The organism is Streptacidiphilus cavernicola, assembly GCF_042510955.1.
GTDB classification, from domain to species: domain Bacteria; phylum Actinomycetota; class Actinomycetes; order Streptomycetales; family Streptomycetaceae; genus Streptacidiphilus; species Streptacidiphilus cavernicola.
Genome location: NZ_JBHFAB010000013.1, coordinates 80805 through 101369, shown reverse-complemented (window position 1 = coordinate 101369; position 20565 = coordinate 80805). Strand labels below are relative to the sequence as shown.

The window sequence follows — 20565 nt, the reverse complement described above, 5'->3', positions numbered from 1 at the left end:
GTCAGCACAACCGGAGGACTTCGACCCATGCACTTCTCCACCATCGGCACCAACCGCTGGGAAGTCATCAGCGACGACGGCCAGTTCGCCGCCGCCATCCGCCGCCGCGACCTGTCGGACGGCCGCTACGGCTACGCCGTCAACGACATCAGCCCCCACCGCGCTAGCCCCCGCCTGCTCGACGACGGCCACCAGTTGCCCTCCCTTGAGCGCGCCAAGGGCTTCGTCCTCGGCTACGCCCTGGCCCAGGAGCACCACCAGGAGACCACCTCGTGATCGAGACCACCCGCGACATCCGCGACGCCGCCGAGAAGGCCGAACTGCACGCCGACGCGCTGGACACCCTGTGCCGCCTGGCCGACCAGGACGGCGAACTGGGCCGCGCGCTGTCCGAACTCGACCCCGACCGCATCGAGGAGCAGCTGACCGCCTGGACGATGCGGACCGGCGCCGGCCGCGCCCGCGTCGACGCCTACCGCCACACCGCCATCGCCGACGCCCGCGACCGCTACGACGCGAACGAGGCGCAGGCCGAGGCCCGCGGGCTGTGCACCCACCGCCGCGCCGTCACCGCCGCGCCCGAGGAACCGCGCTACGAGGAACAGCGAACCCTGACCCCCGGGCAGGTCCTGTGCATCAGCGGCTGCGGGACCGTCTTCGCTGACTCCCACGAACACCTGCGCGCCTGCGAGGACCCCTTGGCCGACCCCGCGCCGCTGAACCGGGCAGCCCCCGCCGTCCTCACTCCGATCGAGGGGACGAAGGTCCGGTGAGCGCCAATCAGTCGGTCACCGACCAGGACCGCAAGGACTGGGCTGCCACCTTGTTCGCGGCCGTCGGCCGCGCGGCCCTGTTGGACGCCCGCTCCCGAGCCGCCCACGCCGAAGCCTGCGCCGCCGCCGTCAAGGGCGGCCCGGCCGCCGCCGACGCGGTCGCCGCCGGATTCCAGCGCGCCGCCGCCCTGGACCGCGCCGCCCTGCGCTACCACCGCGCCGCCCGCTTCTGCGCCCACGCCCTGACCGCCGACCAGTACACGGCCCACGGCCTCGCCCACTCCGCCGCCCGCCACCTGGCCGGAGCCGCCCAGCACGAGAAGGACCTGAACCTGTGACCACCCGACCCGACGGCATCCCGCTGCTGGCCGCCAACCTCAAGGACAGCCCGCGCAACCGAGACTCGGCCACCAAGGCGTGGGCCAAGCTCGCCGAACTCGAGTACGCCGCCCGCGGCGGCTACCCCGGCTCCGACGTCCACTGGCCGATCAGCTGCCCGTGCGGCTTCACCGGCAACCAGTTCTACAGCCACATGCGACGCGACCGCCGCCACGCCGGCTGCACCCACACCGTGAAGGCGGCCAGCTGATGACCACCGGACGACGCCCGATCGGGCCCGACGAGCAGCGGCTGTCCCTCGGCTGGCCCGAGGGCTGGGTACCGCCGGGATTGCACCCCGACCAGTGGGCCGAACTGCCCGGCCGCGGCCGGGAGGCGGTCTACACCGCGCTGGTCGAGCAGGCGTGGCGCGACCTGGCCACGCAGATGAACCGGCTGCGCGACCTGGGCCAGTGCCCCTCGATGGCGCACAGCGACCGCACCGGCCCGGCCGGGATTCTCGTCGGCTACGACCGCCGCCTGGAGAACGAGCCGGGGCAGGGCTGGAGGGTGGTCTACAACGAGTCCATCCCACTGGGAGACCTCTACCTGGAGGACCTGAGGCCGCACCGGGAAATGCCCTCTGAACTGGACAAACGCTCCGACATACCTTAGGATTAAAGTATCAAGAAAGCGAGGTTTCCCCGATGCCGACCACCACCACCTCCGACCTCATCCTCGGCGAGCTCCAGCGCCACGTCACCAAGAGCGCCCAGCGCGCCGACAAGGCCCGGACCCGGATGGCCGCCGCGCTCGCCGAGCCCGGCACCATCTCCTCCAACACCCACCGCGAACTGGTCGAGGCCGAAGCCGAGAACGCCTACTGGCGCGACCTGCAGGACCGCACCCAGCGCCGCATGCCCGTCGGCCCCGGCGCCGCGATCGACGCCGCCCGCACCATCGCCGCCCGCATCCAGGAGGACCTGCTGGACGGCAACATGCCCGTCCGCTACGACGACCCGGTCCACAACGCGCTGTCCGCCGCCATGCACCACGCCGCGATCCGCGTCCGCAAGCAGCTCGTCGGCGCGCTGACCCTGGGCGACGGAGCCGACCAGTGATCACCACAGCCCCCCGCCCCTCCGCGACCGTGGCCGTCGAACTCTCCGCCACCACCAGCGCCCGCTGCGCCCACGCCGCCCCCGGCACCTGGCACCGCGCCCACCTGATCACCCCCGGGCCCGACCGCATCCACGTCGCGGTCTGCCTGGTCCACCTCCACCTCGTCGACCCCGAAGAGACCCCGTGAACGCCACCGACTACCCGCCCGACCTGGTCGTGGTCGCCTGCGGCTCCCAGAAGGCCCCCGGGCCGATGCCCGCCCGCGACCTCTACCAGAGCACCACGTTCCGCCTGGCCCGCGCCGCCGCCGAACGCCTCGCCCCCCGCCACGGCTGGTACGTGCTCTCCGCCCGCCACGGCCTGATCCACCCCGACACCGTCACCCACCCCTACGACCAGCGCATCACCTTCCCCGGCGCGATCACCGCCGAACAGGTCCGCACCCAGGCCCGCGACCTCGGACTGCTCACCGCCGAACGATGCGTCCTGCTCGGCCCCCACCTGTACGCCCAGGCCGCCCGCCAGGCATGGCCCCGCCTGATCGCCCCCGCCGAAGGCCAGCCCGTCGGCTACATGAACCAGACGTACAAGGACATCCGCGACGGGCGCCTGACCCTGGCCGACATCGCGGCCCGCACCCGGACGTACGCCTGATGGCCGCCCTCGGCGGTATACGCGCCGCGGCGGCCGGCACCCTGCTGCGCCCGCGGCCCGGAGCCCAGCTGCTGTTCGTCCACCACGACAGCATCGTGCACCTCGGCGACCAGCCCGCCTCGTGCCACGAGATCCGCCACTCCTACCAGCTGACCGATCCGCTGGACCTGACTCCGGAGGAGCAGGACCACTGGAACTCCTTCAAGGTCGCCCCGCTGCGCATGGACCTGCGCTGGGTCGCCCTGGACGGCGCCCCCTTCGTGCTGCGCAACTGCATCGTCGCCGGCCGCCGGGTGCTGCTCGACGGCACTGTCAACGCGGCCAGCCGCGAGATCACCGTCATCTGGTACCCCGCCGGCGACGTCGCCCCCCAGACGCTGCCGCCCCGCTGGATGCAAGCCCTCTACCGCCCCCTCGACACCCTCACCGGAACCCGACCATGACCGACCAGCAAGTCCTCCGAACCACCTGGACCACCGGGCAGATCCGCGCAGCCGACCTGCGCGAGGGCGACCGCGTCCTGATCGACGGCCAGTGGCGCGAGATCCTCGACGTCCACCGCGAGGACGACGACCATGCCCAGACGTTCGGCGAGCACGCCGAATACACCAAGCGCCTGCACCAGTACCTCGACAGCGGCTTCATGCTCTACATCGCCGGCCGCATCCTGCTGGAGGAGAAGTCCTACGACGAGGGCCAGATCATCGACGAGCTCCGCTTCTGGCGCCTGCCCGAACTCCTCACCGTTCAGATGCCCATCGCGCCCGCCCGCCTGCGCCGGGCCTGCCGCCCGCCCCGGCGCAGCACGACGGTGCACGGCATCACCGCGGCCGGTGGGGCGGCATGAGCGACCCGACCCGGGCGGCCGTGCCGACCGCGGAGCTGTACTACGAGGACCGGTCCGCCTCGCGCGGCTACGGACCCGCCCCCGACCCGGACCGCGTCAGGATCGCCCGCCGCTACCGCCTGCACGCGGCACCGGACCTGGACACGGCCCTGACCGGCCTCGACTTCGCAGTCCGGCCGCAGGAGCTGTACCTGAAATGGCAGTCTGAACAAGGCCAACCGCTGGCCCTGGCCGGGGCCTACGTCTACGGGGGCCGGGTCCGCGACGACGACACCGTCAACCCCGCCAGGGCGCTCCAGCCTGTCTGCTTCGTCCACCGGATCAAGGGCCTGGAGCAGCCGGTCGTACCCGACTGGATCGCCGCGCTGCTGGCCGAACACGACTGCTTCACCGGAAAGGACCCCCATGCCTGACCAGCAGCCCCCCGCGTACTCACACGAGCAGGTGTACGAAGCGCTGGAGCGAGAACTGGCCTCACGCACCGAATGGGACCAGGCCCCGGCCGTGGGCCAACTCCTCACCACCGCGACCGGGGTAGAACTGCGACCGTTCCCCGTCCCCAGGTTCATCTGGGCCCTGGGCCAGGTCGCGGCGGGCGTCGACGCGCTGACCGGCGCCCTGCGCATGCCGGCCCACCTGCTGCCGGCCTCCAGCGGGCTGGCCGACGCCCTGCACCGCCAGATCGACCCGAAGGCGTTCGCCATCTACCTCACCACCGAGGCATGGGCCGCCCCCTCCGACGTCGACGCAGAGATCATCCGCCGCGCCCAGGCCGGCGGATCCATCCCCTCACTGGCCAGCCGCCCCGACCGCATCGAGATCCGCACCGCCAACGCCGTGCTCCTCGACCCCACCGCCACCTACCTCGCCACCGAGCACGCACGCCCCCACCCGGACCGCTTTGAGCGGTACGACGAAACCCGGGGAACCCTTGCCGCCGCCCTGACCCGCTTCGCCGCCCAAGTCGCCACCCGCACCAGGAGCAGCGGTGGACAATAGCCAGCCCCACAGCGCCCGCTGGCACGCCCACGCCTACCCGCGCATCCCTCCCAACCAGCGCTTCGGCTGCGCCGAGTGGGCCTGGCACGTCGGCACCACCCACCCCCACCCCAACTTCGGCCCGCCGACCGGCAGCTGCCGGCCCACGGTGATCTGCCGCGGGCTGGGCACCACCCTCCGGTTCCGCGGCGCCTGCCTGAACTGCGACCACTTGGGCCCCGAACGCCTGTCCTGGATCGCCGGAGTCCACCAGGACGCCGAGAACCACGCGGTCGAAGACGCCCACGACCACGCCTTCGGCCCTTCGTGGCGCAGTATCCCGGCGGTCGCCGCCATGACCTACGAGGAGGGCAGCGACCCCAAGCGCCGGACGGTCCGCCACCGGATGCTGGAGCACGTCTACGGCCGGGACTGGCTGCGGCGCGGCGGACCGATACGGACCTGGCGCAACGGAGGCGGAACCCGCCACGTCCCCAACGCCCGTGACCGCCAGCCCTGGGGAGGCTACGACCTGTCCGCCGGCACCGACCCGGCCCTGGCCCCGGCCGCCCGCGCCAGCGTCCAGGTCACCGCCCAGGACGCCCTGTGGTGAACGGCCACGAACTGGCCACCGTCGCCCACCGCCGCGCCCGCTGCTCGCTGTGCCGGGCGACCTGGACCAGCCAGGCCGCCGCCCGCAGCGCCGCGGCAACCTGGCCGTGCTTCGGCGAACCCCTCCTGCACGGACACGTGCTGGACCGAGAGCACTGGACCGGGATCCGCTGGCACGGCCGCACCACCGACGCCCTGTGCGACGACACCTCCTGCCGTAACTGCTTCCCCCTGCCTGCCTGCCCCTGCCACGCCTGCGATGGCACCCTGATCATCCGGGCCCTGTCGATCGTCGTGCAGGACGGCTACCAGGGGCCCTTCGTCAGCGCTTCGGAGATCCCCGACATGCGCAACGAGCCGGAGCTGCGCCGCCAGCACGAGGAGAGGAACGGAATCGAACCGTGAGCGGCGACCAGGACGGAAGGGACATCGCGGTCGCCGGACCGTGGGGCGTGCGCGTCATGTCGAAAAAGTGCACGACGTGCATCTACCGCCCCGGGAACCTCATGCACCTGGCACCGGGCCGCCTGGCCCAGATCACCCGCGAGGCCATCGACTGCGAAGGGCAGGTCGTGTGCCACGAATCGGACGGCGTCACCCCCGGCACCGGCCAGCCGGCCGCGGTCTGCAAGGGATTCGAGGAGCACCCGCAGTCGCGCCGCTCCCTGGCACTGCGCATGGCCGACGCCCTCGGCTGGACCGTCTACGTCGACCCGCGCTGACCGCAGGTCGGGAACCGGACCCCGCGTTGGCACATGCCACTTCACCGCCTGGCTGCCACTAACCGCTGACAACAAGCCCGCCCACCAGCCAACATGGGAGGCGTCACCACCTGAGAGCGAGAGGTCCGACACCGTGAACCATGCACCGTCTGGCACAGCGGCGGGCCTTGCGGTCCGCACGGCGCAGGCGTCCACCGACCTGCTCCGCCCCGTAGCGCTGGCCGTTCCGCCCGGCATGGCCCGGGACCTGGAGCGCGACCTGACGCGCACAGCCGAGGCCGTTCGCGATATGAAAGAGGACGACCAGGACGAAGAGAACGGGGAGGAGGGAGGAGCCGACGTGTCGTTCCGTCCGTGCGCAGTCGTCGACTTCACCGGCACCACCGCCGCCGCGGCGCTGCGCAAGGCCGCCCGGTGGTGCGAGAGCGAGCCCGAGGCCCGTGTCAAGATGACCGGCTGGATGAATGTCCCCGGCGTCACCTTCGACGACTGGCAGTACCAGCTCTCCCTGGGCGTCAGCTACCCGGACGAGAACGGCGAGTACGTCGAGTAGATGGACGCCGACCAGCTCGCCTTCAACGAAGCGCTCAACGAGCGGGCCCGCGCAGTCCTGCTGGCCGCCGGGTGCAAGCCGGCCAGGATCGGCGCCGACGGCATGGTGAAGATGGGCTTCGAGCTTGCGCTGCAACCACCCCGCCCCGAGATCGGCAGCCCAGGCATGCACCCCCTGACCGCTCGGATCATGCTCAGCTACCCGATCTTCCGCATCGCCAGCCCCGAGGTCGGCCGAGCCATGCAGAACGCCTACCTGAACCGCAGGCCCAACTCCGTCTTCACCAAGGCCCGCCGGCGCGACCACGCCAAGGCCAGCAAGGGGCTCGCGAAGTGTCGCCAGGCACTGCTCGGCGCCGGGTGGACCCTGCCGCCGGACGACGGCGGCTTCATCCTGTTCGCCGTCCCGCCCGACCCCGTGCTGCTGGCCGCCATGGAGGCCGCCGACCCGGGGACGCCCTGAAGTACTGGCTGGGATCTTCGGCGGCCCCCGCTACGACTGTGCCGGCGCTCACTCCTGAGGTTCGGTCGGGTCCTCGGGCATGTCCGCCAGGATGGACTTGAGACGGACCAGTTCGTCGCGGTGCATCCGGTCCTGGCCGGGAACCTTCATGGAGTGCAGGAGGCGCTGGTACTGCATGACGCCCTCGATGGCCGGAGTGTCCAGCTGGACCAGCTCCCGCAGGGCGAAGGAGGTTGCCTCGTCGGTGGTCACCGACATCGCCGTCTCCAGCCAGGAGGCAGCCATCTGCCGTGCACCGTCGGGGCTGATCGCGGTGTTGCGGCCCAGGCCGGTGATCAGGACCAGCCCCTCGGGCCGCTGGCGTACGGCTCCGGGAGAGAAGGTCATCACCCCGGGGTCGCCGAAGTGGTCGCGGGTGTGGCCACTGGACCGGATCATGTCGAGCAGGACGGCGTTCGCCATCTCGGGGTCGAGCTGCAGGCGGTGTCGCAGCAGGCCGGTCATGTCGGCCCAGGAGGCGCAGGCCAGCAGGTCAGTGGCCATCTGGCGCACCGTGGCCGTGGACACGACGGCGCTCTGGTCGGCCCATTGGAAGCCGCACGTGGGCTCGACGGTCAGGTCCGGCTCGAGCCGGGGATTGCCGACGATCCAGATGGTGTTCTCGGGGTCGTCCGCCTGGATCTCGACCCGGTCCGGGGCTGGGGCAGGGCGCTGCGGGGGGACGGCACCGCCAGTCAGGAGATGACCGAGCAGGTCGCCGAACGGAGTTCCCTGCATCTCCTGGACGGCCTGGGCGAGCTCGGCCGCTGCCCGGTGCCCGGGGTTGCCGGAACGGCGCTGGCCCCCGGTCCTCTTGGTCTTCTTCGCCACGACCAACGACCCTAGCCGCGGCCGGAGGGCAACTCCGCCACCTTCCTGCACAACCGTCACCATGGGGGACACGGATGTCGAACGCGGAACCGTTGCCCGTACGTTCGCTCCCACCGGTACCCCCCGGCCAGGGGCCGGGCCAGCAGCAGAAGCCCGGCGACGGACCCTCCTGGCACCATGGGTAGGTGACCGCTCCCGAGACGCTCAGCGACCAGCACAGGGCCGTCGCCGAACTGCTCCAGCCCGTCCTGAACACCCGCAGCCGGATCGCGCGAGACCAACTGGTCCGCGACCGCCTGGGCATCACCCCGGCCAGGTTCTGGCAGATCGCCCGGAACCTGGCCGGGGTGCCGCAGGCACGCGAGATCTCGCCAGGAGCGTTCCGGATCATAGAAGCCCGCGCGGACGCGGCCCGCGCCCGCCGCTGAGACGGGCGGGCAACGCCGGGCCCGGCCGGCGCCCCCAGGCAGTAGCTGGCCGCCGCGCTGGGGCGGTGTCAGCCCCCGCTGTCCGCGGTCAGCGCCGTGGGACGGTCGGCGAAGCTCACGCACACCGCCGAGAACACCGCCACCCTGCTGCACTGGCCGCCCGCGCCGCGCGTCGGCAGCGTCAGCTCCTCGACCGGCCGCAGGCAGAGGTGCAGCCCGCCGTGCGGGAAGAGAAGGTCGCACACGTGCTCGTCGGCCACTGCCGAGCACATCCGCTGAATCCACGGCCAACTGCCGCAGATGGAGCAGTAGCGGTGCCGCAGGTCCATCGGGTGCCAGCTGGGCGGAGCAGCGCACAGGGCGCACCGGTAGGGGAGATGAGACACCGTCAGTTCCCCGATCCGTCGCGCGGAAGGCCCACCGAGCGCAGCAGCGGGCCCGGGGCGGGCAGCCCGATCAGGGCCGCCCGCCCCGGGTGGGACTCGCGCAGGTGCGAGGCTCGGGCGCGGCTGACCTGCCCCGTCACCTCCGCCCACGCGTCGTAGTCCAGGTGGGGGCGAAGGTCCAGGACAGCGTCCAAGGCCGTACGCAGCACCCGGCACCGCTCGCACCTTGCTGCTGTTCTGCGTCTGGTCATCAGTGCTCCGTGAGGATGTCGGACAGGATGTGGGAGGCCCGGTGGCGCATCGCCGGTTCGGTGACGCCGCTCTCGCCAGCCGCCTCGGCACGCTGCCAGGACGAGCAGTAGGCGCAGTCGGTCCGGTAGGGCGGCAGCGCCTCGGGATGATCGGCCAGCAGGTGGTCGGTGACCCAGCCGGCCAGGCGCAGCCCGATCAGGTCGGACAGTTCCTGGACGGGGACGTTGGCGTAGGCCAGGCACGATTCGCAGCGGTATATCCAGGCCGGAAGTGCGGCCGGCCGGGTCATCGCCGCTCGCCCGTCGGCTGGGGGCCAAGGAAGGGGCCCAGGAGCGAGGTCAGGGCGTGTTCGTCCTCGGCGGCGAAGACCAGCAGCCGTATCGGGCCCACGGACAGGTGGTCCAGGTCCAGGCGCACCGCGCTGTGTTCGGTGATCATCTCCGGTGTCTGGTCGGGGTGGAGGTTGACCATGACCAGCGGTACCGGGTCGCTGGGCTCGCGTACGGCGGCGACCTGTCCGTGGCCCTGGCCGGTGATCAGGAGGTCGATGTGCGGCAGCCCGAAGCGGGAGGTGTCGATGGTGAGCGCGTTGCCGGCGTGCAGGCTCGCGATGTTCGCGGCGGTCAGGCCGATCAGCAGTATCGGCAGGCCCTGCTCGGTGAAGACCTTGGCTTTGATCACAGGGCCCGGTCCCTGGGGACGTAGCCGCCGCAGACGGTCACCAGGTGGGCGACCGCGAGGATGCTCAGGGACAGGTCGTCGTCGACGCGTTCGAGCATGGCCAGCGCCTGGTGGGGGGAGTGGTGGTTGGTGACCAGGTCCTGTGCCAGTCGGCGGGCCTTGGCGTGGAGCGCGGCCAGTTGCCGGGCCTCCTCGCGCGTTCCCGGGTCGGCCCTGCCGGCTTTGCGCCACAGGCGACGGGCTTCCTCCAAGGCCGAGTCGTCGTCCCCGTCGAAGGCGAACAGACCGCCGATCATCGGCACCCGGGCGGCGTCGGCCGAGCGCATGTCGTCCGGGGTGTGGTCCCACAGCAGGCCGCAGAAGCAGACGGCGAGGCCCATGACGCCCAGGGCGCCCAGCTCCTCGCCGGTCCGTACGGCCAGGCGCTGGACCTCGGTGTACCGGCGGGTGTTGTGGCAGTGCATCATCAGGTCGGCGGTCTGGGCGATGCGGCCCAGCCGCGGGTCGGTGTCATCCACGGCTGGATCCGCCCTCGGGGTCCTTGAGCTGGTACACGGTGCGGTCGTTGCGGGTGGACATCGGTGCCCCGGCCGGGCCCCGGATGTGGCCTCGAACGGTGACCTCGTCGTGGATGCACCGTCCGGTCGGGTTCTTCACCGGGTCGTACATGCCGCCCAGTTCCTTGTGGAGACGCGGGTTGAAGCACTGGTCGCGGTCGAAGTCGTCGTAGTCCACCCGGACCGTCCACTTCCCGCCGGTGCCCGGTCCGCCCCCGCCGACTCCTTCGTCGTTGCCCGGCTGGGCGGGGATGACCTGGCGGCCCTTGAGGGTCCACAGGTGGAGTGTTCCGTCGTCCTCGACACCGCGGCGCCGGTCGGCCTTGGTATGGCCGGGCTTCTGCCGCACCTGACGAACCTCGGTGATCCGGGGGCCGATGACCTGCTGGGTGGCCAGGTCCCAGCAGGCCACCAGGAAGCGCATCGCCAGGTCGGAGCTGTGCTCTGCGATGTCCGGAGGGAACTGGTGCCCGATCCGGATCAGCGACTCGGTCTCCCACGACAGCGGCAATCGGTCCACCGGTGCCAGCCGGCCGTCGACCCACAGCGTCACCCAGTACCAGGCGTCACTGGAGGTCGACCGGTGCAGCAGGGTGCCGTCCTGCGGGTCGACGGGGTGGCGCAGCTGCCAGCAGGGCTCCGTGATGACGGAGCCGTCCGGCAGCCGCATAGGCACCGGAGCCACGGCGGTGGGGTTGAAGTCGATGCGCCAGGGTGCCCACGACATGGCCACGATCGGTGCGGTGCCCGCCCGGGGGATCGGGGTGTCCAGCACCACCAGTCCGCTCTGGCAGGGGATGCGGCGGCGCTCGACGGGGTTGCGGCGACCGCGCAGAGCCCGGCGCATCGCGGAGGAGCACAGGTCGGCATCGGCATGGATCAGCCGCGCCCTGGACAGGCGCGTCGCCTCCTGCTCGTGCAGGATCCGGGCCGCGTCCCTGCTGCTGAGCCCGAACGGCACGAGCGTGCCCAGGTCCTGCTCCAGCGCGTAGGCGGTGTGTGCCAGCAACTCCTCGCCGCGCAGCGCCTCCATCAGCCGGGTGCGCCACTGGCGCAGCCGCATCGGGTCCTGGACCCGCCAGCCCTGGCCGTTCTCCAGGTCCTCGCGCAGCCGCGCGGTGTGCGCCTCCAGCTGCACCGTGACCAAGGCCGTCGCGAACAGGAACTCCGCGGCGCCCGGCGGCGGGCAGGAGGCCACGACGCCCTCGACGGTGATCTGCAGGTCCCGGGTGGCGCCGTCGCGGGCATACTCCAGCAGCGCCAGGGTCTGGGCGGAGGCGTCGGGCAGCAGCTCGGAGGCGATGTGACGCTTGCGGGTGAGCCGTTCGGCCTCCACCAGGTACTCGCCGGCCTGGCTGAGCAGCATCACCGCGACCGGTTCGGCGTTCTCCCGGGTCACGACCTCCGCGCTGTACGACAGCAGCCGCTCGTTCGACCGGTCGCGTCCGTGCAGTGCTCCTGCGGCGAGGTTCAGCATCAGGTCGACGTCGTCGCGGGTCTCCTGCGTGATGACGACCACCTCGGCTTCCTTGGAACGGGTCGGGCCGCCGATCCGGATGCCGAGCATCCGCTGGAGCTCGTCGGTGAGCTGGATGCCGCCGTCCGCGGTCATCGCTCCGCGCAGCACGTTCAGGTCCTCGTCGCTGAACTCGTTCGGATCGGCCTGCGGCTTCGGTGCGGTCGGGGCGGGTCCGGTCAGCAGGTAGGCGCAGCCGACCATCGCATCGGCGGTGTCCTGGCTGTTCTGTGCGTCGCGCAGCGCCAAGTGCTCCAGTACCGCGTCCGGTTGCTGAGCCGACAGGCTGTCGGCGAGAGTGAAGATGATCTGTGCGGCCGGGTCCGCTGCCGCGGGGAGGTTCGCGCGCGAGATGCTGATCGCGGCCAGCAGTTCCCGCAGCACCAGCGGACCGCGACGGGCCTCCAGCACCAACCAGGCGTCGCGGCGCAGCGCCGTGTCGGCGGCCGTCGCCTCCTCGCTACCCGGCCCGTGGATCTTCGCCGCTTGATGAAAGCGCCCGGCTCCGTCGAGCAGCGTCATGACGTCGCCGAGGGCCATGGCCTCGTCCCACCAGGCCGGCACTGCGCCGAGCGGGTTGGGACCGGACAGGGGGCCCGCCCAGAAGCCGGCCAGGAGAGCCCGGTTCAGGGGAGACTCGGGGCCGTCGAGGCCCGTTCTGCGCAGCAGGCCGTCCTCGTCGCGGGCCTGCACTATGGCCAGGCAGTCCCGGCAGGCGTAGAAGATCGTGCCCTGAGCCCAGTCGCCGACCATCGGAACCCCGGTGATCGCAAAGGGCCGCACACGCCACCAGGCCACCGCCTGCGTACGCCCGCAGAAGTCACAGGTGGCTTCCGCGGCGGGCTCGGGCTGCTCCCGGATGTCGGAGATCTCCTCGTCGGTGAGGAACCGCCAACCGATCAGCGGGTAGTCGCGGTTCAGCTGGTGGCACAGCAGGGACAGGCCCGACAGGAAGTGCGTCATCTCCGCCTCGTGACTGGGGTGGCGAAGCTCCTTCAGCATCTGCGGCCACACGGTGGGAGGTGCGTTGACCGCGCTCAGCACCATGCTGCGCACCGCCGAGTGGTAGGTCGGCAGGAAGGCTTCGAGGCGGGTGGCGTCCAGGGTCTGCCCTGCGAGCTCAAGGTGACGGCTGGCCTGCCTCAACAGGTCTGTTCCGACCTCGGCGGCCTGCTCGGTGCCGGCCAGAGCGGTGGTCGCCGCCGTCAGGGCCTTCGCGGCGGCCTGCCGGGCGGCGCCGGGCTCTGCCTGTTCCACGTCGAGGATGGCGGCCAGGAGGTCATCGGCGGTCAGCTTGGCCCCGCTCACAGCTGGGCCTCTGCTGCACAAAGGTTGCTGGGAAGGCGAGTTGACAGTTCCAAGGAGAACGGGGAGTTCACTGATGCTCCAGAGGGTCTGTGCCCGCGCGACCTGTGTGTCAGCTGCGGGGCCGGGCGTTCTGCGCGACGGGTAGGGCGCGGCCCGCCCGCAGGGACGGGCCGCGCTTTCGCTGGGGGAGATTCGCCGGGGTGATCCCTAAGGGATCACTCCTTCGGGTGATCCCCCGCTCCCGGAGCAACCGGGAGCGGGGGCAGGATGACTACAGGTGTGAGTCCCGGCCTGCTGAGAACAGGCCGGGGCTCACGCCTGGCCCTGGGAGCGCCGACCGAGCTTCGGCAGGCGGTTGACCGTGCTGCGCAGCTCGTCCCACGGCACCTCGGCCACGACGCCGAGGTAGGCGCTGCGCCGCAGCAGCCGGTTGGTGACGACCAGGCTGCCGCTGGCCTCCAGGACGCACTTCGCGTACCGGAACCGCAGGTCGGCGTACTTCATCCGGGGAAGGCCCAGGCGCTCGGTAGCGCGCCGCAGGCGGATGCTCAGGGACCTGGGCGTCAGGCCGGGCCACAGCAGGCCGCCGTCGGCAGCCGCTTGGATCGGACGCAGGCAGCTGTAGGTGGCCTGGTCCACGGGGATGCGCCACGGCCGCCCGTAGGCGTCCAGGCCGGCCAGGGCGGGCAGGCCGTCCTCGTCGCACTCGGCGATCACCGAGCCGGCCGCGAGCGAGATGGTCTCCGCGCCGCGCAGGCCCGCCCAGGCGCCCACGCGCCACACGGCGAGGTCGGTGGCGTCGGCCCGGTTCAGCAGGATGGCGAGGACTTCCTCGGAGACCGGCGCGGCGGGCGTGGGCCCGGGGACGCGGGTGGAGGCGGAATTCATGTGCTCACTCCTTCGGATCGGTGGGGAAGGTGCCGGTCGGCGGGAACACCGGCGGCAGGAACAGCGGGCCGGGGCTCGGCGGCAGGAACGGGGCCTGAGGCGGCGGCGGAGGCGCGACCGCGGGCGCGGGCGGCGACGGCGGCAGAACGGGCGGCAGGGGCCCGTCGGAGGGCGAGGACGGCCCCGCAGGGGCGTGCGGCGGGGTCTGGTCGGCCTCAGGGGTTCCTACCGGGCCGAACGCCGCCGAGACGTCCGGCAGGCTCTCCACGGCCTTCTTCCGGCGCCCCTCGGCCACCTCGACGTAGCCCTCGGTCGAGCTGGAGCTGTCGTGCCGCATCAGGACCTGGGTCAACCTGATGTCCCCGCCGTGGATCTGGATCTTTGTGCCGTAGAAGTGCCGCAGCTTGTGGTAGCGCTCGTTGCGGTACCCCAGGAGCCGGGTGAGCCTGCGGTACATCAGCGACACCGACTCGCCGCCCACCATGTGCGGCCACAGCGGGCCGTCGCCCGCCCGCTCCACGAAGGGCCGCAGCGCCTGCCAGACCAGCGGGTGCAGCGGCAGGACCTCGTCGGAACCGTTCTTGCCGATGACCCGCAGCTGCGGCTCGGCCCCGTCGGTCCACACGTCCTCGCCGGCGACCTTGGCGGTTTCCATCGCACGGAAACCCTGGTGGGAACCCAGCAGGATCTGGGCCCGCTGCTCCGGGCTGGCAGCCGCCAGCAGGGCGTGCAAGCGCTCGTCCCTGATCGGGTTGGGGCGGCGCTTGGGGGGCCGACCGACCTTGATGTTGGCCCCCGGGTTGGGGATCTTCGCCCACGCGGCGTACGCCTTGATCGCGTTGAGGTAGACCCGGCGCGTGGTGCTGCCGACGCGCCGTTCGCGGTAGTAGCGGGTGATGTCGTCCTCGGTGATGTCGTGAGGCGAGGCGAGCTTCGCCCGGCGGGTGATGGCCCGGACGGCTCCGACGCGGGTCTTGACCGTCGCGTCGGGGGTGAGTGCGGCGAGCATGTCGGCCGCCCAGCGGTTGAGTTCCGGTTCGTCCGGAATCGGCGTTTTCATGACGATTGGTCTACACCGGTGTGATCCGCCAAATGGGTTGAACAGCGGATCTCATGGTCATTTCGTGTGCACAGAACCGGAAAAGGGCAACGCAGTTCCACTTACGTCGTCCATGCTTGAAAATCCGGCTGATCAAGCCGCAGCCGGCGCGGGGAAAGACTCGTTGATCTTGTCCCCAGTCCGCGGCACAGTGCTTGTGTCGCTGCGACCGGCTTGCGCAACATACGCACCCAAGGGGGCGTACTCGGAGACCCGTGCGCCCCGTCTCACGTGCAGTCTGGTGTTCGAGTCGCGAAAAACATACGGTGGCGTAACCTACGGAGGCGTAGGTGAATGCTCGTACCGAGAGTTGGATGCCGTGACCATCGCCCCCTCCCGTCCCGCCGGCTCCGCCACGTGGAGCGACGCACAGCTCCTCCACGCGCTGGAGGAGGTGGTCGAGCGCGAGCTCAACCGCCACCTCGGCGTCGCCAAGGAGTGGATGCCGCACGAGTACGTGCCGTGGAGCCAGGGCCGTGACTTCGACGGGATCATGGGCGGCGAGGCCTGGGCCGTGGACCAGTCCCCGGTCACCGACATCGGCCGGATCTCGCTGGTGGTGAACCTGCTCACCGAGGACAACCTCCCCAGCTACCACCACGAGATCGCCAGCATGTTCGGCCGCGACGGCGCCTGGGGCACCTGGGTGCACCAGTGGACCGCCGAGGAGGGCCGGCACGCCATCGTGATGCGGGACTACCTGCTCACCACCCGCGCGGTCGACCCGGTGGCGCTGGAGCGGGCCCGGATGACGCACATGGCCGAGGGCTTCGAGTCCGACAACAGCCACTCGATGCTGCACTCGGTCGCCTATGTCGCCTTCCAGGAGCTGGCCACCCGGATCTCGCACCGCAACACCGGGCACAACTCCGGCGACCCGGTCTGCGACCGGATGCTGGCCCGGATCGCCACCGACGAGAACCTGCACATGGTCTTCTACCGGAACCTGCTGAAGGCCGCCCTGGAGATTGCCCCGGACCAGGCCATGCGCGCGGTGGCGGACGTGGTCACCGGCTTCCGGATGCCGGGCCACGGGATGCCGGGCTTCGAGCGGGCCGCCGCGCAGATGGCCATCGGCGGGATCTACAACCTGCGGATCCACCACGACGACGTGCTGCAGCCGGTGCTGCGCAACCTCAAGGTCATGGACGTCTCCGGGCTGGGCCCGGAGGGCCTGCGGGCCCAGCAGGAGCTGGGGATGTACCTGTCCGGCCTGGACGCCCAGGCCACCCGCTTCGACGAGCGCAGGGCCGCGCTGCTGGCCCGCCGGGCCGCGGCCCAGGCGAACCGCTGACCCGGACCGCCCGGGGTTCCCGGTTATGTATGAGTAAGTCAGGACTTTTCAGAACTGTGACTAACGTCACAATTCTAGCCGTTCGGCGATCATTTCCAGCCGATCGCGCTGTGTCACCGACCGTGCCCCGGTGACGCAGCGCGACGGGTGTTCGAGGCTGCCCGCACCCGGTCCTGCCATGCATTTTCCTTGGCGCGACTGGGCGGGATCGGGGCGACCCGGGGGGTTTCCAATGGTCATGATCACGGTAAGTGGTCAGCGGAACCGCAGCACGGCTCACCCGTCCGAGGCGCCCGAACGTACCCGCGATCACCTCTTTGGGGGTCGGTACGGGTGTCGATTGAGTAACAGGGCTTGAAGTAAGGCAAAATCTCGCCCTCGGGTCGGGCACAAGTCCGGCTTCCCGCGCGTTACCTGCGCTGGAGATACCCGCAGACACCCGAAGGGGGCCCGCGACATGGCTACTGACTACGACACCCCACGCAAGACCGATGACGACCTCAACGAGGACAGCATCGAGGAACTGAAGGCCCGGAGGAACGAGAAGTCGACCAGCTCGGTCGACGTCGACGAGTTCGAAGCGGCCGAAGGTCTCGAACTGCCCGGAGCGGACCTCAGCAACGAGGAGCTCTCCGTCCGGGTGCTGCCCCGCCAGGCCGACGAGTTCACCTGCATGAGCTGCTTCCTGGTGCACCACCGGAGCCAGCTGGCGAGTGAGAAGAACGGCAACCCGATCTGCCGGGACTGCGCGGCCTGACGCGTTTCGGGGTAGGGAGGTCCTTATGAGGCCGTTCCGACAGCGAGACAACGAAGAGTCGAACAGCGACGACCGGTCGGTCGACGACACCGCGGACGAACTGGCCCGCATCGCCGCCGAACTGGAGGTCTGGGACGGATCCGCTCCGGCGGAATCCGTCCCGCAGGGCGAGCGGGGCCGCAGGATGGCCTCGCTCGCAGGTGCGCTCAAGGGCAGTCTGGGCACCGGATGGACCAAGGGCGCCTCACTGCTGGGGAGCAGCACCAAGGACGGCGCCCTGCGGCTGGTGGACCGGCTCACCGAGGCGGTCCCGCGGATCCCGGTCCGCGACCTGCGCACGCTCCGCGCCCAGCACCCCTCCGCCAGGTCCGCCGAGGACCTCGCGGACAGCCTCACGTCGGGCGCGATCAAGGCGTCCGCCTCGGTGGGCGCGGGCGTCGGCGCCGCGGCCATGCTCCCGGTCCCGCCCGCGATGACGGTGGAGATCGCCGGTGAGCTGCTCGCGGTGGCGGCGATCGAGATCAAGATGATCGCCGAGCTGTACGAGGTCTACGGCCAGCCGGTCCCCGGCAGCGCGAGCCAGCGGGCCAGCGCCTATCTGTCGGTCTGGTCCTCGCGCCGCGGCCTGGACCTGACCCGTCCCGGCACGGTGGTGGCCCTGGGTGCGGGCAAGGAGCTGCGGCAGCAGCTGCGCAAGCGGCTGACCCGCAGCGGGCTGCGCAAGCTGCCGTCGCTGACGCCGATGATGGTGGGCGCGGTGGCCGGGGCGGTGGTCAACCGCAGGGACACCGCGAAGCTGGCCCAGGAGATCCGCCGCGACCTGCGCGCGCGTCCGCCGGGTGTGCCCGGCTACTGGGCCGACGCCGCCGCCGGGACGGGCCTGCCGGCCGCGGGCAGGAACGGCGGCAAGGGCAGGGCGAGGCTCGGACGGCGCGCGGGTGCCGGGTCCGGCGCCGACGCGAAGCCCGGCGAGGCCCTCGGCCAGTAGGCGCCGATCCGGCGAGCCGTCCGGTCAGCCCGCCCGGAGGGCGTCCTGGCGGGCCGTCTCCAGCGCCGCGGCGAGGGCGCCGGGGGTGCGGGTGGACAGGTACAGGTACGGCGTCGGGTCGTCCGGGTCGGTCACCTCGACCCGCAGCGCGGTGGGGATGTAGGAGCGCAGCAGCATGAACGCGCGCGCGTCCGCCTTGCGGGTGCGCCAGAGGAAGGCCTCGGCGCGGTCCAGTTCCTCCGCCGCGCCCAGCGCCTCCACCGGGATCCGGGCGTCGCCGGCCACCAGCAGGCCCTGCACCACCCGGATCCGGACCGCGCCGTAGGAGCTGAGCAGGACGGCCGCGACGGCGGCGCCGGCCACCAGGGCGAGCAGCCCGGGGACCGTCCCGAACAGGTAGAAGATGAGCCCGAAGGACACCCCGCTGCCCGCGGGGAACAGCCACCAGGTGAGCGGAGCCGTGAGGCGTTCGTCGTACATGCCTCCATTGTGGGCGTGCTTCCTGGGAGTTCCGCACAGGGGTGGCCGCTGGGCGTCACCGGCCGCGGGTTCGGCCTCCCCGGGGAAGTTCTGTAATGTCCGGTCCGTGACGACGCACACCTCCCGCCCCTCGCTGACCCCGCCGCCGGACGCGGTCGCCCCGGTCCGGCACCCCGAGGCCCCGGCCCCGGGGACGCTGATCGACCCGCACTACGAGCACTGCTTCGGCTGCGGCCCGCAGCAGCCGCACGGGCTGCACCTGGCCGCCACGGCCGGGACCGGGGTCGACGTGAGCGCGGAGTTCACGGTGGGCGCGGCGCACCAGGGCGGTCCCGGCCTGGCCCACGGCGGAGTGCTGGTCGCCGCGCTGGACGACGCGCTGGGAACGCTGAACTGGCTGCTGCACACCGCCTCGGTGACCGCCCGGCTGGAGACGGACTTCGTCCGCCCGGTGCCGGTCGGCGCCACCCTGTTCATCAGGACCTGGGTCGAGGCGGTCGCCGGACGGAAGATCTACTGCACCGGAGAGGGGAGGGTGGAGGGCCCCGAAGGGCCGCTGGCGATAGCCGCCCGCGCCCTCTTCGTCCAGGTGCGACTGGACCACTTCACCACCCACGGCCGTCCCGAGGACATCAAGGCGGCCCTGGAGAACCCCGACGTCTTCAAGCGCGCCCGCGCCTTCGAGGTGAACCCCTAGCCATGACCCAGCACCCTGTGGACGTGCTGCTCCGCCGCCTGGACCCGGAGCTGCCCGCCCCCTCCTACGCCCACCCCGGTGACGCCGGGGCCGATCTGCGCACCACCGTGGACGCCGAACTCGCGCCCGGGGAACGGGCGGTCCTGCCGACCGGGGTCGCCATCGCGTTGCCCGACGGCTACGCGGCGTTCGTCCACCCGCGCTCCGGACTCGCCGCCCGCTGCGGTCTGGCCCTGGTGAATGCCCCGGGAACGGTGGATGCCGGGTACCGTGGTGAGATCAAGGTGATCGTCGTCAACCTCGACCCGCGCGAGCGGGTGGTCTTCCACCGCGGGGACCGGATCGCCCAGCTGGTCGTCCAGCGGGTCGAGAAGGTCCGTTTCCACGAGGTGGCGGAACTTCCGGGGTCGGCGCGTGCCATCGGTGGCTTCGGGTCGACGGGCGGCCATGCCGCGGTTAGCATTCCGGCGGCCGGGCAGGAAATCTCTTCGGTACCCGACCGGGAAGGACAGTGACCGTGTTCCGTCGTCGCGCCAAGAGCGAGGACGCTGTCGAGCAGATCGAGGGCGACGAGGCCTTCGAGGACAGCGAGGACATCGCAGGTGTGGACTCCGTGGAGGAGGACGACGCCGAGGACGAGCGGGTGGGGCTTCCGCCCGCGCCGCGTCCGGACGGCCCCTGGGACTCCACCGAGGTGGAGGACGCAGCGGAGGGCCGAGTGGATCTGGGCGGCCTGCTGGTGCCCGGTGTCGAGGGCATGGAGCTGAGGGTCGAGGTGGCCGGCGACTCCATCGTCGCGGCGACCCTGGTGCTCGGTAACAGCGCCATCCAGCTGCAGGCCTTCGCGGCCCCCAAGTCGGAGGGCATCTGGGGCGAGGTCCGCGAGGAGATCGCCTCGGGGATCACCCAGCAGGGCGGCACCGTGGACGAGGAGGAGGGCCCGCTGGGCTGGGGCCTGCGCGCCCAGGTCCCGGTGGCGCTGCCGGACGGCACCCGCGGCGTGCAGGTGGTGCACTTCGTCGGCTGCGACGGGCCGCGCTGGTTCCTGCGCGGCGTGATCTCCGGCCAGGCCGCGGTGCAGCCGGAGTCGGCCGGGATCCTGGAGCAGGTGTTCCGGGAGACCGTGGTGGTCCGCGGGGAGACCCCGATGGCGCCGCGCGACCCGATCGTGCTGAAGCTCCCCGAGGACGCGCAGATGGTCGCGGACGGCATGCCGCAGCAGCAGCCGGCCGCCCCGGAGAACCGCTTCAGCGGCGACCCGATGAACCCGTTCGAGCGCGGCCCGGAGATCACCGAGGTCCGCTGAACCACCCCGCTGGACCA

General features: G+C 71.6%; 34 protein-coding genes. 24 read left to right on the top strand and 10 right to left on the bottom strand.

Features of this window, described 5'->3' with window-relative positions; all coding sequences use genetic code 11:
• Positions 1-27 precede the first annotated feature (27 nt).
• The 17 genes from ACEZDE_RS18850 to ACEZDE_RS18770 all read left to right on the top strand — a co-directional run bounded on the left by ACEZDE_RS18850 (position 28) and on the right by ACEZDE_RS18770 (position 7041).
• On the top strand, positions 28-276 hold the full coding sequence (locus tag ACEZDE_RS18850; RefSeq protein ID WP_380537468.1) for a hypothetical protein: 249 nt from the start codon (positions 28-30) through the stop codon (positions 274-276).
• A complete protein-coding gene (locus ACEZDE_RS18845) occupies positions 273-773 on the top strand; it encodes a hypothetical protein (RefSeq protein WP_380537467.1) in 501 nt (166 codons plus the stop codon). The genes ACEZDE_RS18850 and ACEZDE_RS18845 overlap by 4 nt, the downstream gene beginning before the upstream one ends.
• Positions 770-1111, top strand: coding sequence for a hypothetical protein (locus ACEZDE_RS18840; protein WP_380537466.1), 342 nt, complete (start codon positions 770-772; stop codon positions 1109-1111). The genes ACEZDE_RS18845 and ACEZDE_RS18840 overlap by 4 nt, the downstream gene beginning before the upstream one ends.
• Complete coding sequence (locus tag ACEZDE_RS18835; protein ID WP_380537465.1) at positions 1108-1362, top strand: hypothetical protein; 255 nt, start codon at positions 1108-1110, stop codon at positions 1360-1362. The genes ACEZDE_RS18840 and ACEZDE_RS18835 overlap by 4 nt, the downstream gene beginning before the upstream one ends.
• Positions 1362-1766 carry a hypothetical protein gene (locus ACEZDE_RS18830; RefSeq protein WP_380537464.1) on the top strand — a complete coding sequence of 135 codons (405 nt, stop codon included), beginning with the start codon at positions 1362-1364 and terminating at the stop codon, positions 1764-1766. Before ACEZDE_RS18835 ends, ACEZDE_RS18830 begins: the two co-directional genes overlap by 1 nt.
• Positions 1767-1798: 32 nt before the next feature.
• On the top strand, positions 1799-2212 hold the full coding sequence (locus tag ACEZDE_RS18825; RefSeq protein ID WP_380537463.1) for a hypothetical protein: 414 nt from the start codon (positions 1799-1801) through the stop codon (positions 2210-2212).
• On the top strand, positions 2209-2400 hold the full coding sequence (locus tag ACEZDE_RS18820) for a hypothetical protein (protein ID WP_380537462.1): 192 nt from the start codon (positions 2209-2211) through the stop codon (positions 2398-2400). Before ACEZDE_RS18825 ends, ACEZDE_RS18820 begins: the two co-directional genes overlap by 4 nt.
• Positions 2397-2867 (top strand): DUF6884 domain-containing protein, encoded by a 471-nt coding sequence (locus ACEZDE_RS18815; protein WP_380537461.1) that lies wholly within the window; start codon positions 2397-2399, stop codon positions 2865-2867. Before ACEZDE_RS18820 ends, ACEZDE_RS18815 begins: the two co-directional genes overlap by 4 nt.
• A complete protein-coding gene (locus ACEZDE_RS18810; RefSeq protein WP_380537460.1) occupies positions 2867-3310 on the top strand; it encodes a hypothetical protein in 444 nt (147 codons plus the stop codon). The genes ACEZDE_RS18815 and ACEZDE_RS18810 overlap by 1 nt, the downstream gene beginning before the upstream one ends.
• Positions 3307-3714 (top strand): hypothetical protein, encoded by a 408-nt coding sequence (locus ACEZDE_RS18805; protein WP_380537459.1) that lies wholly within the window; start codon positions 3307-3309, stop codon positions 3712-3714. The genes ACEZDE_RS18810 and ACEZDE_RS18805 overlap by 4 nt, the downstream gene beginning before the upstream one ends.
• Complete coding sequence (locus ACEZDE_RS18800; protein ID WP_380537458.1) at positions 3711-4127, top strand: hypothetical protein; 417 nt, start codon at positions 3711-3713, stop codon at positions 4125-4127. The genes ACEZDE_RS18805 and ACEZDE_RS18800 overlap by 4 nt, the downstream gene beginning before the upstream one ends.
• A complete protein-coding gene (locus ACEZDE_RS18795; RefSeq protein ID WP_380537457.1) occupies positions 4120-4713 on the top strand; it encodes a hypothetical protein in 594 nt (197 codons plus the stop codon). The genes ACEZDE_RS18800 and ACEZDE_RS18795 overlap by 8 nt, the downstream gene beginning before the upstream one ends.
• Positions 4703-5305, top strand: coding sequence for a DUF6349 family protein (locus ACEZDE_RS18790; RefSeq protein WP_380537456.1), 603 nt, complete (start codon positions 4703-4705; stop codon positions 5303-5305). The genes ACEZDE_RS18795 and ACEZDE_RS18790 overlap by 11 nt, the downstream gene beginning before the upstream one ends.
• Complete coding sequence (locus ACEZDE_RS18785) at positions 5302-5709, top strand: hypothetical protein (RefSeq protein WP_380537455.1); 408 nt, start codon at positions 5302-5304, stop codon at positions 5707-5709. Before ACEZDE_RS18790 ends, ACEZDE_RS18785 begins: the two co-directional genes overlap by 4 nt.
• Positions 5706-6026: a hypothetical protein gene (locus ACEZDE_RS18780; RefSeq protein ID WP_380537454.1), complete on the top strand. Its 321-nt coding sequence runs from the start codon at positions 5706-5708 to the stop codon at positions 6024-6026. The genes ACEZDE_RS18785 and ACEZDE_RS18780 overlap by 4 nt, the downstream gene beginning before the upstream one ends.
• Before the next feature lie 340 nt (positions 6027-6366).
• Positions 6367-6579: a hypothetical protein gene (locus tag ACEZDE_RS18775; RefSeq protein WP_380537453.1), complete on the top strand. Its 213-nt coding sequence runs from the start codon at positions 6367-6369 to the stop codon at positions 6577-6579.
• Complete coding sequence (locus ACEZDE_RS18770; protein WP_380537452.1) at positions 6580-7041, top strand: hypothetical protein; 462 nt, start codon at positions 6580-6582, stop codon at positions 7039-7041.
• Positions 7042-7089: 48 nt separating this feature from the next.
• Here the strand turns inward: ACEZDE_RS18770 and ACEZDE_RS18765 are convergent, their stop codons facing one another.
• The gene (locus ACEZDE_RS18765) at positions 7090-7911 is read right to left on the bottom strand and encodes a hypothetical protein (RefSeq protein WP_380537451.1); all 822 of its coding nucleotides are present in this window, start codon (positions 7909-7911) and stop codon (positions 7090-7092) included.
• A gap of 185 nt (positions 7912-8096) precedes the next feature.
• Between ACEZDE_RS18765 and ACEZDE_RS18760 the strand changes: the two genes are divergently transcribed.
• A complete protein-coding gene (locus ACEZDE_RS18760; RefSeq protein WP_380537450.1) occupies positions 8097-8339 on the top strand; it encodes a DUF3263 domain-containing protein in 243 nt (80 codons plus the stop codon).
• 68 nt (positions 8340-8407) lie between these two features.
• Here ACEZDE_RS18760 and ACEZDE_RS18755 read toward each other — a convergent pair whose 3' ends face one another.
• The 8 genes from ACEZDE_RS18755 to ACEZDE_RS18720 form a co-directional block, all read right to left on the bottom strand.
• Positions 8408-8725 (bottom strand): hypothetical protein, encoded by a 318-nt coding sequence (locus ACEZDE_RS18755; protein ID WP_380537449.1) that lies wholly within the window; start codon positions 8723-8725, stop codon positions 8408-8410.
• 2 nt (positions 8726-8727) lie between these two features.
• On the bottom strand, positions 8728-8919 hold the full coding sequence (locus ACEZDE_RS18750; protein ID WP_380537448.1) for a hypothetical protein: 192 nt from the start codon (positions 8917-8919) through the stop codon (positions 8728-8730).
• Positions 8920-8975: 56 nt separating this feature from the next.
• On the bottom strand, positions 8976-9266 hold the full coding sequence (locus ACEZDE_RS18745) for a hypothetical protein (protein ID WP_380537447.1): 291 nt from the start codon (positions 9264-9266) through the stop codon (positions 8976-8978).
• Positions 9263-9658, bottom strand: coding sequence for a hypothetical protein (locus tag ACEZDE_RS18740; RefSeq protein WP_380537446.1), 396 nt, complete (start codon positions 9656-9658; stop codon positions 9263-9265). The genes ACEZDE_RS18745 and ACEZDE_RS18740 overlap by 4 nt, the downstream gene beginning before the upstream one ends.
• Positions 9655-10176, bottom strand: a complete 522-nt coding sequence (locus ACEZDE_RS18735) for a hypothetical protein (RefSeq protein ID WP_380537445.1) — start codon at positions 10174-10176, stop codon at positions 9655-9657. The genes ACEZDE_RS18740 and ACEZDE_RS18735 overlap by 4 nt, the downstream gene beginning before the upstream one ends.
• Complete coding sequence (locus tag ACEZDE_RS18730) at positions 10169-13039, bottom strand: hypothetical protein (protein WP_380537444.1); 2871 nt, start codon at positions 13037-13039, stop codon at positions 10169-10171. The genes ACEZDE_RS18735 and ACEZDE_RS18730 overlap by 8 nt, the downstream gene beginning before the upstream one ends.
• A gap of 312 nt (positions 13040-13351) precedes the next feature.
• Positions 13352-13927, bottom strand: coding sequence for a hypothetical protein (locus tag ACEZDE_RS18725; RefSeq protein ID WP_380537443.1), 576 nt, complete (start codon positions 13925-13927; stop codon positions 13352-13354).
• 4 nt (positions 13928-13931) lie between these two features.
• Positions 13932-14987, bottom strand: coding sequence for a tyrosine-type recombinase/integrase (locus ACEZDE_RS18720; protein ID WP_380537442.1), 1056 nt, complete (start codon positions 14985-14987; stop codon positions 13932-13934).
• Between the two features lie 358 nt (positions 14988-15345).
• On the opposite strand from ACEZDE_RS18720, the gene ACEZDE_RS18715 reads away from it, so the two are divergent.
• The 3 genes from ACEZDE_RS18715 to ACEZDE_RS18705 all read left to right on the top strand — a co-directional run bounded on the left by ACEZDE_RS18715 (position 15346) and on the right by ACEZDE_RS18705 (position 18065).
• Complete coding sequence (locus ACEZDE_RS18715) at positions 15346-16320, top strand: acyl-ACP desaturase (protein WP_380537441.1); 975 nt, start codon at positions 15346-15348, stop codon at positions 16318-16320.
• 457 nt (positions 16321-16777) lie between these two features.
• Positions 16778-17077: a DUF4193 domain-containing protein gene (locus ACEZDE_RS18710; protein WP_030258984.1), complete on the top strand. Its 300-nt coding sequence runs from the start codon at positions 16778-16780 to the stop codon at positions 17075-17077.
• Positions 17078-17102: 25 nt separating this feature from the next.
• Positions 17103-18065, top strand: a complete 963-nt coding sequence (locus ACEZDE_RS18705; RefSeq protein ID WP_380537440.1) for a hypothetical protein — start codon at positions 17103-17105, stop codon at positions 18063-18065.
• A 24-nt stretch (positions 18066-18089) separates the two neighbouring features.
• Here the strand turns inward: ACEZDE_RS18705 and ACEZDE_RS18700 are convergent, their stop codons facing one another.
• On the bottom strand, positions 18090-18545 hold the full coding sequence (locus tag ACEZDE_RS18700) for a DUF3093 domain-containing protein (protein ID WP_380537439.1): 456 nt from the start codon (positions 18543-18545) through the stop codon (positions 18090-18092).
• A 106-nt stretch (positions 18546-18651) separates the two neighbouring features.
• Between ACEZDE_RS18700 and ACEZDE_RS18695 the strand changes: the two genes are divergently transcribed.
• From ACEZDE_RS18695 to ACEZDE_RS18685, 3 genes are read left to right on the top strand one after another with little or no spacing between them, the layout of a single operon-like run.
• On the top strand, positions 18652-19242 hold the full coding sequence (locus tag ACEZDE_RS18695) for a PaaI family thioesterase (protein ID WP_380537438.1): 591 nt from the start codon (positions 18652-18654) through the stop codon (positions 19240-19242).
• 2 nt (positions 19243-19244) lie between these two features.
• Complete coding sequence (gene dut / locus ACEZDE_RS18690) at positions 19245-19757, top strand: dUTP diphosphatase (protein ID WP_380537437.1); 513 nt, start codon at positions 19245-19247, stop codon at positions 19755-19757.
• A 2-nt stretch (positions 19758-19759) separates the two neighbouring features.
• The gene (locus tag ACEZDE_RS18685; RefSeq protein WP_380537436.1) at positions 19760-20548 is read left to right on the top strand and encodes a DUF3710 domain-containing protein; all 789 of its coding nucleotides are present in this window, start codon (positions 19760-19762) and stop codon (positions 20546-20548) included.
• The last annotated feature ends 17 nt before the right edge of the window (positions 20549-20565 follow it).